The organism is Runella sp. R0.1_18 (assembly GCF_057652155.1).
Genome location: NZ_JBYFCK010000022.1, coordinates 69,001 through 87,167, shown reverse-complemented (window position 1 = coordinate 87,167; position 18,167 = coordinate 69,001). Strand labels below are relative to the sequence as shown.

Sequence of the window (18,167 nt, the reverse complement as noted above, 5' to 3'; positions counted from 1 at the left end):
GTAATACTATTTTGCAGTAAACAACACTCATTGCCCATGAAAAAAATTAATTTACTGTCCACTCTATTTTTGTTATCGTTGGCTGTAGCAAAGACCAATGCTCAGTCGCCTAGCCCTAAAAGCGCGGGCTACGAAGGTCCAAACAAGTTAAATACATGGGCACTTACAATTACCCCGGCTCTTACCCAATTTTATGGGGATCTTCGTCAGTATGATTTTAAACTCGGCCCCGAAGAACATTTGACGGGCGGCCTTGGACTTGCGCTCCACAAGCAAGTAACGCCTATCTTTGGCGCTAGTCTCAATTTTTGGACTGGAAACCTGAATGGTTCAAAAGAGCGTATTTACAATGCCCATTTTGAAAGTAAAGGGTTTTTACAGACCACCATCAACGCCCACGCAAACCTCAAGCCGATTTTGTTTGGATACAATAAGCTGAAACGCTGGAAGTGGGATGTGTACGCTGGTTATGGCTACATGTGGTTCAACTCGCGGGTGTATCGCTTAGGTACTGGTAAATCAGTGGAATTGATTCGTACAAATACTAACCGAAGCTCTAAAACAGCAGGTGAGTGGGAACGCGACGGTTCGACTTATACCCGTGAAATTGTTTTCCCAATCGGTTCGGCCATTCATTTTGAAGCATCTCCTAGAATCGACATTGGTTTAGATTTTACCCTCAATCACGTAAATACGGAAAAATTAGACGTAACTTACGGTGGAGGTGGTTCAGAACAATATCCTCGTCAAGATATTTGGTTGTTTAGAAAAGGTGACTCAAAGTTAGATAAATGGGGAAGCATTGGACTTTCGCTCACCTATAAAATTGGTAAGAATGCGGTGATGGCTAAAAAAGATGCCAAAGGAAACTGGGTACATGACCCTGCCAAAGGCCGCTACCACTTGCGTTATACCAATCCAATGGATTTGATTGCCCCGCCGTATAATCCTACCATGAACGATGCGGACTCGATTGCTAAAGCAAATATGCCTAAGCCAGTTGATCCGCGCTTGTTTACCGATACAGATGGTGATGGCGTAGCTGACTTGTTCGATAAAGAACCCAACACACCAGCCAACAGCATTGTGTCTGGAGGTGGGGTTGCGATGGATTTGGAAAAATACGTGAAAGACATCATTGCGAAAAATTTGCCTAAAGAAGAGTGCGAGGCGATGTTTGGTAATATTGAGTTTGATACTGATAAAGCCATCATCAAAGATCCATCTCAGCAAATCTTGAAGCAAGTAATTGACCTCTTGAACGTGCGTCCAAACTGCCGCGCAGTGATTGTAGGCCATACCGATGCCCGTGCATCTGATAATTATAACATTCAGTTGTCGAAGCGTCGGGTGGAAGCTGCTAAACGTTACTTGATTCGTAACGGTATGCAAGACCCAAGTCGCGTATTGGTAGAATACTACGGAGAGTTGCGCCCAGTGTCTGACAATAAGTCAGTAGAAGGAATGAGCCGTAACCGTCGGGTAGAGATTCGTATTTTGCCAATGAACTCAATTCGTTCTTCTTATCCTGCAGGTTTCCGTACGGGTAAAAAGAAAGATCAAGAGCCTGGTAAAGTAGCCAAAGAGCCTAGAAAGAAGAAATAATCGGTAACGATTCTTATAAAAAGAACAGATGGGCGTTGCTTTTGAAGCAATGCCCATTTTGTTTTTTAAGTAAAATCGCGTACTTTTGCGCCCACGTTACACACGAAGGACGTGTTCCTTCATATAGTAAACTGAACAAAAACAATGGTAAGAATTCGTTTAGCGCGTCGCGGACGCAAAAAAGGAGCAATGTACGACATCGTCGTAGCAGATGCTAAAGCACCACGTGATGGTCGTTTCATTGAAAAATTGGGTACATACAACCCAATTGCTAACCCTGCAAAAGTTGTTTTGAACGTTGATAAAGCGGTAAAATGGCTTTTAAATGGTGCTCAACCTACAGATACAACTCGCGCGCTTTTGAGCCACGAAGGTGTAATGTTGCGTAAGCACTTGCAAGTAGGGGTAAGAAAAGGGGCAATCACTCAAGAAGTTGCTGATGCTCGTTTTGAAGCTTGGAAACAAGAAAAAGCTTCACGTAATGATGCCAAATCTGAAGGCTTGACTCAAAAACAAGCAGATGATAAATTGGCAAAACTAGATGCAGAACGCAAAGTGAATGAAGCACGTGCGGCCGCTATTGCAAAGAAAAATGCAGTGGCAGTAGCAGAAGTTGAGGCAGCAGCCGAAGAGGCAGCCCCAGCCGAAGGAGCAGCTGAATAATTTTCTCTTTTTACAAATGGTATGGGTCTATTCGTTTAGCCCCATACCATTTTTTGTTTTTTAGACATCATGCAGCATAACGATTGTTTTCAACTCGGCCACGTCACTCGTACCCATGGAACGAAAGGGGAGGTGGTTATCTTCCTTGACGTTGACTTTCCTGACGACTACGAGCAGATGGAGTCTGTCTTTGTCGAAATAAAAGGACAGTTAATTCCTTACTTTATCGAACAAATTAACATTCAACGGGGAAATAAAGCCATCGTGAAGTTTGAAGATATTCACTCCATCGAACAGGCTACTCCGCTGATTAATTGTCCACTATTCTTGCCAGAAGATACCCTTGATGAACTGGATGGGTCGAAGTTTTATTACCACGAAATTGTTGGTTTTAGAATTATAGACGCTACTTTGGGCGCATTGGGCTTAGTGACAACTGTCTATAGCATGGCTACGCAGGATCTGATTGCGATGGAGTATCAGGGACAAGAAGTGCTCATTCCTGTCAATGATGACATTATCAAAGGCGTAAATCGTCAAGAAAAAGTGATGAATGTGAGCCTTCCAGAGGGTTTAGTGGATGTTTATACCGAAGGAATGAACGCCGTCGCTGATGACGATGATAGTGAAATAGAAGATTAGTCGCCTACAAAAAGTTATAAGAATTATACCTATGCGCATTGACATCATCACTTGTTTGCCTCGTTTGTTAGATAGTTTTTTTGAACACTCTATTTTAAAACGTGCTCAAGAGGGTGGGCATGTGGAGGTGGTTGTGCATGACTTGCGCGACTATAGTCTTAACAAACAACGCCAAGTGGATGACTATGCCTTTGGAGGGGGGGCTGGAATGGTACTCACCATTGAGCCCATTGCGCGCTGTATTCGACAACTTCAGAGCGAACGCACCTACGATGAGGTGATTTACGTAACGCCCGATGGCGAGCGTCTTAACCAAAAAACATCAAACCGACTGTCGCTCACCGAAAACTTAATCATTCTTTGTGGCCACTACAAGGGGGTGGATGAGCGGGTGAGAACGCATTTTATTACCAAAGAAATTAGCATTGGAGATTATGTACTGTCTGGTGGCGAGTTGGCCGCCTGCGTCATTGCCGATTCAGTTATTCGCCTTATTCCTGGGGTTCTAAACGACGAAACTTCGGCCCTTACCGATTCTTTTCAAGACAATTTGTTGGCGCCTCCTGTTTATACGCGCCCTGCCGATTTTGAAGGCTGGAAAGTTCCCGACATTCTACTTTCGGGGCACGAAGCTAAAATCTCTGATTGGCGCTTTCAACAATCGTTGGAACGCACACAAGCGCGGCGCCCCGACCTTCTGCCTTAAATAAATGGCACAAAATTTGTGGACTATACCTGTACATTCTATTTTGATACTTATACTTTTGGTGAAAAGAAAGTATAATATATAACTTCTTGTTTTTGAGGGTGTTGTCACTGTCTTCCTCTTTTTGGTATAGTTTTTGTCCTAAAAATAAGGACGTTAAAGTGGTATAATGCCACCTGAAAGAAAACCATTTTTTAGAAAAATTTTCTTTTGGTTGCTGTTATATAGCTTCATCGCAAGTGCTTTATTTTAACAGTACTTACTCTACTCTATTATGTTGTTTCTTTACAAGCCCTATTCAAGGCTTCGCATTAATGCGTGCCTTGTTATTCGACAATCTTCAAGAAATTTAAGTATTGGATGGATGTTGTCCGTACTTATAAGTTCACTTCCTTTTTTCGCGATTGCGCAAAATCCACTTTCCAGTGTGGGGAAGTTTAATGTTTTTACCCAAGGCAATGCTACATTGACGAACAACGAGAGTGAAGGACCCGTCGCTATCGGAGGCAATTTGACTGTGGGAGGTAATTACCAAATTACCACCGTCAATGTGGGTGATTTGAAAGTGGGTAATATCCCGATTGGGCTTGTGGTAGGTGGCGGAGTGACGCTGACTTCTGGGCAGTTGCAAATGAATAACCAAGGGTACGTTAAAATAGGCAATTGCACTGGTTTAACGGTTTGGTATAAAGATAATAACGACGCGTTTTCGCCAATACGTATTACCAAAAATACAGAAGGTTATGCTTCGCCAAGTAGCTGGATTCAAATCAATACGCAAGCGGACGGCTGGGCTGGATATGCCCAACCGAACCAAGTAAGTAGCACCAACAACCCCGTTTGTGAAACTACTTCTATCAATTTTACATCCGTATTTACTACGCTAAAGGCCAATTCTTCGTCTCTTGCAGAATGTCAAGGGACGAATGTCGTAACGGAGAATGCCAATGGGGATGTTTTGACGAGTATTTCGGGACAAAACCTATTCTTAGATTTGCCTGCAAGCCCCATTGCGGGCAAGCCCCGTATTTGGAATGTATCAGGAGCGGATTTGAACGCCATCAATGAACTGAATTTACGCTTTACTCCTACGGCAAGCGAACCCCTCGTTATTAATGTATCGACGGGTGCTTCTTTTACTTGGAATGTAAAAAACCAGAATGTGGGCGGGGCGATGAAATATATTATCTGGAACTTCCCTAGTGCAACAACACTGAACATTGAAGGAAACGCAACCATTGAAGGTAGTATCCTAGCGCCTAATGCCGCCGTGGTGAAAACGGCCAACCAATCGAATATTCAGGGACAATTGGTGGGGCAGTCTTTTGTGCATTCGGGAGGCGAAATGCACCATTACCCATTTGAGGGAAATGTTGACTGCGGAGTTGTGACTTGTGTAAAGCCCAACGCAGGAAAAGATACAACAATTTGTGTGACGTCAATTCAGTTGAAAACGCCAGCTTCGGACGAAGTGTGGGCGTTTCTTTCTTCAAATAATAATACCGCCGCCACCATTTTTACCACGGGCTTGGCTACTGGTTTGACGGTTTCGGGGCAATATAGATTTGTCCTTAGAAGACAATCAGACGCCAACTGTAGTGATACGATTGTTGTGACTAAATCTAGTTTTTTGTTGCCAACCATTACCGATAAGTCGATTTGCCCAGGAGAAAACTTAACTTTTGGCTACCAAGGGTTGTCGAACGTCAGCTACTTGTGGAGCACGGGCGCAACCACTCCTACGATTACCGTAAGCCCTACCCAAACCACTGATTACCGTGTGGCAGTTACATCTTCATCAACGGGCTGTGTATTTAGAGATACGATTCAAGTGGCGGTTTCGCCCAAACCAAATGCGGGACAAGACATCACTGTTTGTGAAACTACGGCCAAGGTAGTTGCGGCAAGTACGGGTGAAACATGGTCGTTTTTGTCTTTCAATGACCCCAATAATAGTTCAAATACCGACGTGGCGACCATTGACGCCCAGGGTAATATCGCAAGTTTGGATAAAAGAGGTTTCTATCGGTTTGTATTGACCAACAGTAGTGGTTGTACAGATACAATTCGAGTTCAAAAAACGACGGTCGTTGTGCCCGAAATTCAGCTGAACCCAATTTGTCCAGGGACTCAATTGACTTTTGGATATACTGATAGTACAAATTTCTCCTATGCTTGGAATACGGGGGTAACCACCGCGCGCATTACGGTACAGCCTTTGGTGACAACCGATTATTACGTCACCATCACGTCGTTGCAGACCCAATGTACAGGTAAAGATACTATCACCGTCACGGTGCTTCCCGCGCCAAAACTTACTTTAGTATCGTCGGTTTGTTCATCCGATACCTCAAAATATACAACTACTGTAACCGTTGACAATGGTGCGGTCGTTACGTCAAACGCAGGCTTTGTCAGTGGAAGTGGCACGACCTTCACAGTCACAGTTGGAAGTGATACAACACAATATACCATCACAGCAACCCTAAACGGATGTCGCACTCGTCTGACGGTAAATAAACCCATTTGTAGTGTCAACTGCCCACCGATAGCAGCCCCTGTCGCGTCCAGTGTAGCGATTTGTGTAGGCACAACAGCCACTTTAACGGCGTCTAATTGTGCCGCAGGTACCGTGCCAAAATGGTACGATTCGTCGGCATTAACGACGGAAGTTGGCAGTGGTGTTAGCTTCACAACGCCTGCTTTGACACAGGCCCGCAATTATTACGTTGCTTGTGTTAGTTCAACGGCATCAACCTGTAAAAGCACAGGCGTACAGGTTGGGGTAACAATGAAACCTTATCCAACTTTTAGTGGCGTTATCGCCAATTGTGCCGCAGGTAATTCAATATACTCAATTACCATTACTTCTACGGGAAATGTGACGGTAAGCTCACCGTCGGGAACTACCATCACGGGAACAGGTACTTATACCATTTCAAACGTGACCGCAGGGCAGAATCTGGTCTTGACTTCAACCTTGAATGGCTGTACAAAAGATACGACCATCATTGCTCCTAACTGTGCTTGTATTCCAACGACTCCGACGGCATTGGCAGCAAACGTGGGAATTTGTGAAGGAGTTAGCATTCCTACTCCGACTTTCACGGCATTGGTAGGTGAAAATACGACGGTAGATTGGTACAGTGCAGCTACTGGAGGAACGCTTTTAGCTTCTAATACGCTCACATTCAGTGTTACGACGGTAGGCACTTATTATATGCAAGCCAAAAGCACAGCCTCAGGTTGTAACAATGAAGTAAACGGAGTACGGATTCCAGTAACGTTGGCCATTAGTCCTAAACCTACGTTTACGGTGCAAGCACAAAACCCTACTTGCCAAGGTGGTACAGCCTTGAATAATGGTAGAGTGGCACTTACCTCGGCTACAGTGGGCCAGTTCTTCGCTTCTAACACTACAGGAGCAGGAACGCTACCAACGGCGGCGTCGGAAGGTACTGAAATTAGTAGCTTGCCTACGACCATTGCCCAAAATATTGCCAATACAACCGCCTCGACTACCTATTATGTGCGGGTATTTAGCAACGAAGGTTGTTACAAAGATACATCAGTAGTGGTAAACCCTACCCCATGCGTGGGCAACTGTCCAACCATTACAGCGGTGGATGCCACCGATACGCTTTGCTCGGGCTATTATGGGGAGGGGATGAGTGTTCAAGTCTCAGATACCGCTAAACTTATAAAGTTTGTTTACTTCACTTCGCCACAAACAGGAAATAGCATGTATTCGGGTGGAACACTACTGGAGGAAGTGAAACCACAAAACTTCTTTGCCAGTGCTCCCAACGGAGTTCCTGGGTTAAATTTACCCGTCAACAATGGTACGGCTCCAGTAAAATACTACATGTACGCAATACTGAGTGTGCCCCCTACGAGTGAGCCTAACTGTTTCCCATTCGCAGAAAAAGTTTATACGGTGCTACCATTACCAAAATTTGAGCTTGATTCGATTCCTGCTTGTACGGGAGATACTACATACACGGTTACGCTCAAGATTTCGAGTCAGGGGACATTTAAAGTAACAGTAGCGACAGGTCTTGCATCCATCGGAAATGGGCCGATTCCTGTAGGAGTAACTCAGACTATTACAGGCGTGGCAGGTGGTGGCCAAGTGGCCAGTTTGCAATTAAAAACAATGGGTGGAAATATCATCTTTGTACAAGATGCCAACGGTTGTACGTCTGCCTTACCCGCTCCTCAGCCATCGTTTAAGGCATGCGAAGGAGCATACGACCTTGCGCTTGATAAATCCATTAATAAAAAAGTGGCCAAAATAGGTGATAACCTTACTTACACCATCAAGGTATGGAACGAGGGTCAGTCAACGGCTACCAATGTTTCGGTCAAGGATAGTCTAAACGCAGGCGTTGAGTACGTTACTTATGCCTCTGCTACTGGAAATTATGACTTTAACAGTAAAACATGGACAATCGGCTCTATCGCGCCAGGAGATACAGCGGTGCTATTATTGGTTGTCAAAGTAGTGGCACAAGGCGTATGGTTTAATACCGCTGAGATATGTACCATGACTGAAAAAGACGAAGATTCAACACCCTGCAATGGCAATACAGAAGAAGATGATATTGACAGTGAGTGTTTTACGGTGCCATTAGAAGTGTGCTTAGGTGATGCAATTCAAGCATCTATTCCTGAAAAATACCAAAATGTACAATGGTTTAAAGATGGTGGACAAACGCCCGTGGCTACTGGAAATGCCATTCTTATCACCGAACCAGGTACTTATACATTTACGGCCTCGTCAAATGCCTGTCCAGCCGATGGGTGTTGTCCTATTATTGTTGAAGCCAGCAACAACTGCTGCCCAGCTGATTTGTGCGTGCCATTCACAATCAAACAAACCAAAAAAGGCGGTGTGCCTATTAAAAAGTAATAAATCTACTGCTCTATCATATAATACATCTAAATTTTACGCCCCATGACTTCGTTTACAAGCAAATTTCGAGTCAAACCTAGGCAGCTTTTCTCCTCCCTACTAAGCCCCAAGACCTTTTCTTGGTGGGCAGGAGTGTTGATGCTAGTTGTTGCTCATGCAGCCCTAGCCACCGATGTTGGTGGTCGTATTTACTGCGATAAAAGCGGTAATAATGCCTATAATGATGGTGAGGGATTGACAAGTATCCTCGTACGGGTTTTCAATAGCTCTACGGGTGCCTCACTTGGTTCCGCAACTACCAATTCATTAGGAAGTTATAATGTGGCGTCGATTGCCAATGGTACGCCTGTCCGTATCGAATTTACGTATGCAGGCGTAAATTACACCAGAACAGGCACTTCGCCAACCTCCAGCCTTAACGTACAATTAACATGTACGGTAAGCTGTAATTGCCCCAATAACGTACTTTCCAATCCAAGTTTTGAAGGAGGCGTATCGGGTTGGAGTTCCAGTGGTGGAAATTTTTACAGCGGAACGGGCTACCAAGTCTGTGGAAACAATAACGCATTTTTGGAAGCGACTAGTACGAGCGCCCGTTTTTACCAAAATGTTAATATTACGCCAGGAAGCACGGTCTCATTGTCTATTTGGGCAGGTACGCACCGCCCAGACTTGGACCACCGTATCAAACTTAAATTTTTCAATTCTTCGAATACACTTTTAAGTAGCACCGAAGTACAGGTTGATAAAGACGTGGACGTTGGCCCAACGCCGCTAACACAGCAGTACTTTTTGAGTGGTACTGCCCCTGCCAATACCTCTTACGTACAAGTAGAAGGAACGGCCAACGGGGACTATATCAAAGTGGATCTTGCTTGTTTGCAAGTAACGTGCCCAACCGTTACCAATCCCAGTCCGTCGGCGGCAAGAACCATTTGCCCAGGTACGAGTGTAACATTTTCTGCCAGTACTACAGCGCGTAGCCCTGTGACTATTGAGTGGGTTCGTTTTGATTCAGAAGTGACGAATCCATACACGGCTACAGGAAACGGTAAAACGATTTTAGGCAGTGGTGCTATCAATTCAGGTTCGGCGTCGTTGTCTTCTTCTAATTTTCCTGCTGTAAATGGACAAGTAAAAACATATTACGTGTATGCTTGTTTGAAAGGGGCAACAGCTGCCTGCCAACCTTGGGTAAAATACCAAGTAGATGTGTTGAGACCGACTGTTTCGGCCACTGGTGGCCTGTTGAAGTGTGTTCCGTCCACCGTGCAAATTACGGCAGTGGGTAGCCCAACGAGCGGTGTAACTTCTGCGTATGCTTGGACGGGACCTAACTCTTTTACAAGTGCTTCGGCCAATCCGTCGGTTTCGGCGGCAGGTACTTACACTGTTACGTATTCGGCAACGAAGTCGGGCGTAACTTGTACTGCTACTGATACAGCCATTGTTACAAGTATCGTTTCTACGCCTACCGTAAGTATCAATAGTTTAGCCTTGACTTGTACAAGAACAAGTGGTACGCTGACGGCCACGGCGGGGAACTTAGGCGGTGGAACAGCATCTTACGCTTGGACAGTACCTTCAGGAGTTACTAACCCAGGCAATGTAGCTAGTTTTACCGTAACCACGGCTGGAAACTACTCCGTAACTGTTACCAACTCAAGAAATGGATGTACTGCTTCTACCTCTACGACTGTAACAGAAGATAAAACCCAGCCAACAGTTTCGCTGAATACAGTTACTTTAACTTGTGTAACGACTAGCCAAACTTTGACCGCAACGGTGGGTGGCCTGAACGGCGGAACTGCCTCTTATTCTTGGACAGTACCATCGGGAGTTACTAACCCTGGCAATGTGGCTAGTTTTAACGTGACAACCCCAGGTACGTATTCAGTGACGGTCACAAATTCTAAAAATGGTTGTACAAGAACGGCGACTACGACAGTTACCGAAGATAAAACGCCACCAACGGTAAGTTTGAATACAGTTGTGCTTACCTGTGCTTCTACCAGTCAAACCTTGACTGCAACCGTAGGCGCACTAAATGGCGGAACGGCATCGTATGTTTGGACAGTTCCTGCGGGTGTAACCAACCCTGGCAACGTAGCAAGTTTTGCCGTGACAGTAGCAGGTACATATTCTGTCGTAGTGACAAATTCTAAAAATGGTTGTACAAGAACAGCTTCAACCACAGTCACTGAGGACAAAGCACTGCCAACTGTTTCTTTGAACACCCTTAAACTCACTTGCGCATCGCCAAGCCAGACCTTGACCGCTACTGCGGGCAATTTGGGTGGCGGAACTGCCTCGTACGCTTGGACAGTACCTGCGGGTGTGACCAACCCTGGCAACGTAGCAAGTTTTGCCGTGACAGTGGCAGGTACTTATTCGGTGGTTGTAACAAACGCAAAAAATGGTTGTACGAGATCAGCCTCAACCACTGTAACTCAAGATAAAACTCAACCTACTGTTAGTTTGAATACCATCAAATTGACATGCGTAGCACCAAGCCAGACCTTGACTGCCACCGTGAGTGGCTTGAACGGAGGAACAGCTTCGTATGTTTGGACTGTTCCAGCAGGTGTGACCAACCCTGGCAACGTAGCAAGCTTTGCCGTGACAGTGGCAGGTACTTATTCGGTGGTAGTGACAAACTCAGCCAACGGATGTACTAGAAACGTATCAACCACAGTAACCCAAGATAAAACGGTACCAACCGTACAGGTGAATGGGGGCGAATTGACGTGCTCGACCTTAAACTTAACACTCTCAGCAAATGCTTCGTCAAATGTAACGTATGCTTGGACAGGTTTAGGCGTAAATGGCCAAACTACCCAAAATGTGACGGTTTCTGCTTCTGGTGTGTATCAAGTAACAGTTACCAACTTAGGAAGTGGATGTACTGCGAGCGATACGGCGGTAGTGACGCAAGATGTAAACCGTCCGATTGTAGTGGCTAATGGTGGAGAAATCACTTGCGTTAAATCGTCGGTGACTATCTTGGCCGAAGCAGCGCCTCCAGGGGTAACTTACTCATGGACTGGTCCTAGCAGCTTTACATCGACCAATGCCTCTATTACCGTTCAACAAGTCGGTGTTTATACCGTGACGGTCTTAAATCCAGACAATGGCTGTACGGCATCAGATACGGCAGTAGTGACTGAAAACAAAACCCTTCCAAATGTGGATGCAGGCCAAAACAAAACGCTGACCTGCGAAGTCACTTCGGTAAAATTGGACGGCAGCAGCACAACACCAGGCGTTACTTATAGCTGGACTGGGCCTGCTGGTGCTACCTTCTCGCCAAATGCTTCAAGTCCAACCCCAACCGTTACATTGCCAGGTACTTATACCTTAACGGTAACAGGCCCTAATGGATGCGTGGCTACGGATGCGGTAGTGGTTGATGAAAACAAAACGAATCCAACGGTTTCGGTTGAAGGGGGCGTGCTCACTTGTATCAAAACAGAAATCACGCTTACAGCAGTGGCTTCTAGTGGGGTGACATACGTGTGGAGTGGCCATCCGTCGGTGAATGGACTAACTACTTCAAGCATCGTGGTGGATACCACTGGGTCTTATATCGTAACGGTTAAAAATACTGTCAACGGTTGTACGGCTTCGGATACCGCGATTGTAACCGAAGACATTACCAAACCAACGGTGGATTTGAACACGATTAAATTGACTTGCGCATCACCAAGCCAGACGTTGACTGCCACTACGACCAATGCGGGTGCAAATCCAACTTATACTTGGACAGTGCCAAGTGGCGTGGCGAGCCCAGGCAATGTAGCGAGCTTTGCCGTAACGAAAGCAGGGGCTTATTCTGTTTTGGTCACAAATCCTGTCAACGGCTGTTCGGTTAATGGAAGTACACTGGTGACGCAAGATACTTTAAAACCAACCGTCGCGTTGAACCCACTTACCTTGACCTGCGCAGCGCCTAGTCAGACATTGACGGCAACTGTAACCAATGCAGGGGCAAATCCAACTTACGCATGGACAGTGCCAAGCGGCGTAACCAACCCAGGGAATGTGGCAAGCTTTGCCGTAACAAGTGTAGGAACATACGCTGTTGAAGTAACAAGTGCCGCCAATGGCTGTAAAGCATCGGCCACAACAACCGTAGCTGCTGATACAGCCTCGGTAAAAGTTTCACTTAATTCAGTGACGCTAACTTGTGCCCAGCCAAGTAAAGCCTTGACTGCTACGGCTACCAACGCAGGTGCAAACCCTACGTATTCGTGGACAGTACCAAGTGGAGCAACAAATCCTGGTAACGTCGCAAGCTTTAATGTAACTACAACTGGCTTGTATGCCGTGGAGGTAACCAATGGTACCAACGGCTGTAAAGCAACGGTTTCTTCAACGGTGACGGCTGATACGGCAAAAGTGATTGTAGCTCTCAATGCTATCAAGCTGACTTGTACAAATTTGAGCCAAACACTTACCGCAACGGCAACCAATGCAGGTGCTAATCCAACTTATTCGTGGACGGTGCCAAGTGGTGTAACTAACCCAGGTAACGTAAATAACTTTGTTGTTTCTAAAACTGGATTCTATTCGGTGGAAGTGACAAATGCTATCAACGGATGTAAAGGGACAGCCATCACAGGGGTAACGGCAGATACTACCAAAGTAACAGTGGCCCTGAATAACGTGACATTAACTTGTGCAAGCCCAACCAAAACGTTGAAAGTGACTGCCGACAACGAAGGACCAACCCCAACTTACGTTTGGAGTGTACCAAGCGGCGTAACTAATCCAGGCAATGTGGATAGTTTAGTGGTGAGCCAAGGAGGTGTGTATTCGGTGATTGTGACCAATACTGGCAATGGTTGTAGCGCTTCTGCAAGTACAACCGTTGCTCTTGATACAACAAAAGTATCGGTAACTTTGAATCCAATTACATTGACGTGTAGCGCACCTTCGCAGAGCTTAACTGCTACGGTGGTGAATGCGGGTACAGCTCCAACGTACATCTGGGGCGTGCCAGCGGGTGCTACCAATCCTGGTAACAACCCAACGGCGACGGCGTCGGTTGCGGGTCTTTACACAGTACAGGTAATCAATACCCTTAATGGATGCGTTGGCAATGCAAGCGAGATTGTATTGAACGATACCAACCGCGTGATAGTAGCACTTAACCCGCTCAACTTGACCTGTGCAACGCCTACAGGAACGCTGACCGCAACCGTGAACAACGGCGGAACTACTCCTACTTATGTTTGGCAAGTGCCACAAGGGGTAGCTAATCCAGGCAATGTAGCGAGCTTTGTGGTAAGTGTAGCAGGTACTTATTCAGTTGAAGTAACCAATACAATAAACGGCTGTAAAGGAACAGGTATTACTACCGTAAGTGCTGATACTACCAAACCACTCCTCGAAGTGTCAGAACGTAGTTGCGCATTGAACCTCGGAACGTACTCAGTGAAGGTAATTTCTAACGGAATTATTACCACAACACCTCCTTACAATGTAGTTGACAACGGTGGTGGCTTATTCACTATTTCGGGTATTCCTGCGGGTCAAAGTGTATTGGTAACTGCAACCGCTACCAACAGCAATTGTAAAACAACACTCGAAATCGCAGCCCCTGATTGTAACTGCCCTACCGTGAATCCTCCAATCGGCTCTAGTCAATCGTTCTGCGAAGGTGATAGCGCTACAAAATTGACGGTTGTGGTAGGAACTGGCGAAACTGCCGACTGGTATAGCAGCGAAACAGGTGGTACCAAATTGGCCGATGGTACGTTAGAGTTCAAACCTACTGCCGCTGGCACGTATTGGGTAGAAGCTCGTAAAAATGACGGTTCAAACTGTATTAGCTTGCGTATCCCACTTACATTGACTTATTATCCCAATCCGACAGTGGTTGTAAGCGAACAGCCTAAGTGTAGTGCAGATCGTCAGACATACAGCTTTACCGTTACATCAAACGGAACAGTTACGGCGGATGCGGGTCAAGTTACCAACAACCAAAACGGTACGTTTACTGTGTCAGGTGTACCAATCAACAAAGACGCAGTCGTAACGGCTACGTCAACAGATAGTTGCAAGGCACAATTGACAGTAAAAGCCCCAGATTGTAGCTGTCCTCCTCCAAAATGTATTCCTTATACGGTGACAATTAAGAGAAAGTAAAAGGGTAGAAAAATAGAGAGTAGCGAATGGGCTGGGGTAACTACCAGCCCATTTCGTTTATAATATCGGAGGCAATAAGGCCAGGTTGGGTGCATTTCTGGGCGGCGCGGTCGCCTGCTGCCCCGTGCTGATAGACGCCAAAAATAGCTGCTTGGTGAGGAGGAATGCCTTGAGCCAATAACCCCGTGATGATACCCGTAAGTACATCGCCGCTACCGCCCGTGGCCATGCCTGGGTTGCCCGTCGAATTAAAATACAGCGAGCCATCGGGCAATGCCACCACGGTATGCGCCCCTTTAAGGCAGACAATCACTTGGTGTTGTTGGGCAAATGTTCGTAACAAAGAGAGTTTCTCAAAATCATCTTGCCAAGGATGTCCCAACAGACGCTGAAACTCTTTGGGGTGAGGGGTTAAAATGGAATTCGGAGGGAGTAATGTGAGCAATTCGCGGTTCTCACTGAGCAAATTGAGCGCATCGGCGTCAAAAACGGTAGGTTGTGTGAGCCTCGGTAAAAGTTCTTGGAGGAGTTGAAGGGTGAGCGGGTCTTTGCCTAGTCCAGGCCCGATTCCTACGGCGCTATAGCCCGCTATGTCAGGTACGGTGGTATTGACCATCCAATGCCAGTCGGGCAAGGCCATTGCTTCTGGCAAGCTCGTTTGTAAAATGTCGTAACCACAACGCGGCGTTTGGACTGTTAATAAACCTACTCCTGAGCGTAAGCAGGCTTTGGAAGACAGCACAATGGCGCCTATTTTTCCGTAACTTCCACCAATGAGCAGCGCGTGTCCGAAAGAGCCTTTGTGGGCGTATTTCTTTCGTCGGTTTGAAATCTTAAAATCGTTAATTAGGGAGGTGTTGCTGAAAAAATAAGGGGTAGCGGTGGCTTCGGCATACGCAGCACTCAGGCCAATGTCCACCACCTGCCATTCTCCTACGTACTCGGCCGACTGTGGCTGCACAAAAGCTAGTTTGGGGCACTGAAACGAAACCGTATAGTCGGGTTTGATAATGATGTCTGAAGGAGCGTTGGGGGTATCTGCAAAAAGCCCACTGGCAATGTCCACTGCGATGATGTTGGCCGAGGAAGCATTGATTTTTTGAATAACTTCGGCTAAAAGTCCTTGGGTAGGACGAGACAAACCCGAACCCAAAAGGGCGTCAATTACCAACGACTGTTGGGAGAAATTGGGAATTTCCGTGCTTTCTGTGATCCAATGAACGGTTGTCATTGGGTGAAGTCGTGCTAAATTTGTTTCAAAATCAGCTGACCCTTCCAAACTGTGCTTTACCACAAAGACGTGGACGTTGTAACATTTTTGGAGCAATAACCGTCCGATAACGAGACCGTCGCCGCCGTTATTGCCCATTCCACATACGACGTTGATGGTGCAACGGTCGTCAAATCGTTCGCAAAACCACTTGACAAAAGCAGTAGAGGCGCGTTCCATTAGCTGGAGCGAAGAAATAGGCTCGTGAGCAATGGTGTAAGCATCCCATGCCCGAATTTGGGGAACAGTAAATAGTTTCATTGGTTGACTTAGCTCAATTCCAAACCATCAAGCTCTTCGTATTCCGAATTGTTACTGATAAACTCAGGCACAACCGTTTTAAGGTACGTCACCATCAGGGCTTTATCGCCCTCACGAAGTGCTTTTTTGAGGTCTTGTAGCGCCGCCGAAATTTCCCCAAATGGTTGCTCATCGACTTGGGCAATCTGAATTTTGGGATGGTAGGTGGGCAGTGTATGTTCTTTGTCGCTGAGGAGTTCTTCGTAGAGTTTTTCGCCTGGACGCAGCCCCGAGTACGTAATCTGAATGTCTTTATCGACCCGTAATCCTGACAATTTTATCATCTTTTGGGCCAAGTCTGCGATGCGAACTGGTTCGCCCATGTCAAACACAAAAATCTCTCCGCCGTTGCCCATACTACCTGCTTCTAGTACCAATTGGCAGGCTTCGGGGATGGTCATAAAATACCGAATGACGTCGGGGTGAGTCACCGTAATGGGGCCACCTGCCCGTATTTGTTTTTGAAAAAGGGGTACAACGGAGCCGTTTGAGCCAAGTACATTGCCAAAACGGGTTGTGATAAAGCGCGTTCCTTTAAGAAAACGATGATTGAGACTTTGAACGTACATTTCCGCCAGCCGCTTGGTCGCGCCCATCACGTTGGTAGGATTGACGGCCTTGTCGGTTGAAATCATTACAAACTTTCTGACGTTGGTTTCAACGGATAAATCAGCGATGATTTTTGTGCCAAAAACGTTGACCTTCACAGCTTCGTAAGGATGTTCTTCCATCAATGGCACGTGTTTGTACGCGGCGGCATGAAACACAAACTGAGGCGTATATTGACGAAAAATATGCCGCATTCGCACTTCATCAGTGACGTCAGCTACTTGCACAATCACCCGCGTGGCATCGTCGAGAAAGCGGCGAAAGTGTTGCTTTAGTTCGTTTTCAAGGTCATATAGCCCTGATTCTGACTGGTCGATAAGAATCAAGGTTTCTGGTTTGAATCGAATGAGTTGCCGAACTATCTCACTACCAATTGACCCCGCCGCGCCAGTTACAAGGGCGATTTGCCCTGATAATTGGCGAATAATGTTTTGATTGTCAAGCAGAATAGGGTCACGTTCGAGCAAGTCTTCAATCCGAATGTTGCGAATGTCGTCCGAACGAAGCTGGTCGCCGTTGAGTCGTTCGTACATGGAAGGAACGACTTTGACGATGATGTCTTTTTTCAAAAACCGTTCGATGATTTGGTTTTTGCGGTGCGGTTTTATTTGATGAATGGCCAAAACGACTTCTAGGTCGCTGGGAATTTCGTCTTCCACAAAGCGTTTTATGGCTTCACTTTCGGGATAAACGGGTACCCCTTCAACGGTTTTGAAACTAAGAGAAGGGTTGTCGTCAATAAATCCGACAATCGTATATTTTTTATGTCGATTGCGGAGGAGGGTATTTTTTGTTAAAATTCCAAGCGTGCCTGCGCCATAAATCAACACGTTGACCTTCTCGCCAGGAGCATTGGCAATTAGGGTCTTGTAAATATTTTTAACCAAAAAACGACTCGAAATCATCACCGATAATGAAATAAAATACTCGATAATGAGGATTGAAATCGGGATGTAAAAAACCGCATTGTCGGTACTATGGCTCAAGAAAGTAGAACCAATGATGGTCAGGATACTACTGGCGGTGGTGGCTTTAAAAATGAGCGAAGCATCCTCGACGCTACTGTGCCGAACGATACCCGTGTAAGATCGAAAATAAAGAAAACAAAGCAAGCGATTGACCAACAACGCTACCAAATAGTACTTGTACAATGCCCAATTAATGTTGGAAACATTGAGGTTGAATCGTAAAATACAGGCAATGACGAAGGATCCAATAACCACGCCGCCGTCAATCGCTAAAATGAGATGACGTGATACAAAGTGGTTGGAATACTTGGTCAGAATACGTTCAATCATATTGGGTAA

8 protein-coding genes are annotated in these 18,167 nt (G+C 46.0%); 6 read left to right on the top strand and 2 right to left on the bottom strand.

Annotation, left to right across the window (positions count from 1 at the left end; all coding sequences use genetic code 11):
• Positions 1–36 precede the first annotated feature (36 nt).
• The 6 genes from AC23P2_RS26340 to AC23P2_RS26315 all read left to right on the top strand — a co-directional run bounded on the left by AC23P2_RS26340 (position 37) and on the right by AC23P2_RS26315 (position 14,681).
• Positions 37–1,605, top strand: a complete 1,569-nt coding sequence (locus tag AC23P2_RS26340) for an OmpA family protein (RefSeq protein WP_487775958.1) — start codon at positions 37–39, stop codon at positions 1,603–1,605.
• A 144-nt stretch (positions 1,606–1,749) separates the two neighbouring features.
• Positions 1,750–2,268, top strand: coding sequence for a 30S ribosomal protein S16 (locus tag AC23P2_RS26335; RefSeq protein WP_472493114.1), 519 nt, complete (start codon positions 1,750–1,752; stop codon positions 2,266–2,268).
• A gap of 69 nt (positions 2,269–2,337) precedes the next feature.
• Positions 2,338–2,910: a ribosome maturation factor RimM gene (gene rimM / locus AC23P2_RS26330; protein WP_487775957.1), complete on the top strand. Its 573-nt coding sequence runs from the start codon at positions 2,338–2,340 to the stop codon at positions 2,908–2,910.
• 31 nt (positions 2,911–2,941) lie between these two features.
• A complete protein-coding gene (trmD, locus tag AC23P2_RS26325) occupies positions 2,942–3,616 on the top strand; it encodes a tRNA (guanosine(37)-N1)-methyltransferase TrmD (protein WP_487775956.1) in 675 nt (224 codons plus the stop codon).
• A gap of 427 nt (positions 3,617–4,043) precedes the next feature.
• On the top strand, positions 4,044–8,528 hold the full coding sequence (locus tag AC23P2_RS26320) for a collagen-binding domain-containing protein (protein ID WP_487775955.1): 4,485 nt from the start codon (positions 4,044–4,046) through the stop codon (positions 8,526–8,528).
• Positions 8,529–8,573: 45 nt separating this feature from the next.
• Complete coding sequence (locus AC23P2_RS26315; protein ID WP_487775954.1) at positions 8,574–14,681, top strand: beta strand repeat-containing protein; 6,108 nt, start codon at positions 8,574–8,576, stop codon at positions 14,679–14,681.
• Positions 14,682–14,721: 40 nt separating this feature from the next.
• Here AC23P2_RS26315 and AC23P2_RS26310 read toward each other — a convergent pair whose 3' ends face one another.
• Complete coding sequence (locus AC23P2_RS26310) at positions 14,722–16,212, bottom strand: NAD(P)H-hydrate dehydratase (RefSeq protein WP_487775953.1); 1,491 nt, start codon at positions 16,210–16,212, stop codon at positions 14,722–14,724.
• An 8-nt stretch (positions 16,213–16,220) separates the two neighbouring features.
• The gene (locus AC23P2_RS26305) at positions 16,221–18,158 is read right to left on the bottom strand and encodes a polysaccharide biosynthesis protein (protein ID WP_487775952.1); all 1,938 of its coding nucleotides are present in this window, start codon (positions 18,156–18,158) and stop codon (positions 16,221–16,223) included.
• Positions 18,159–18,167: the final 9 nt, after the last annotated feature.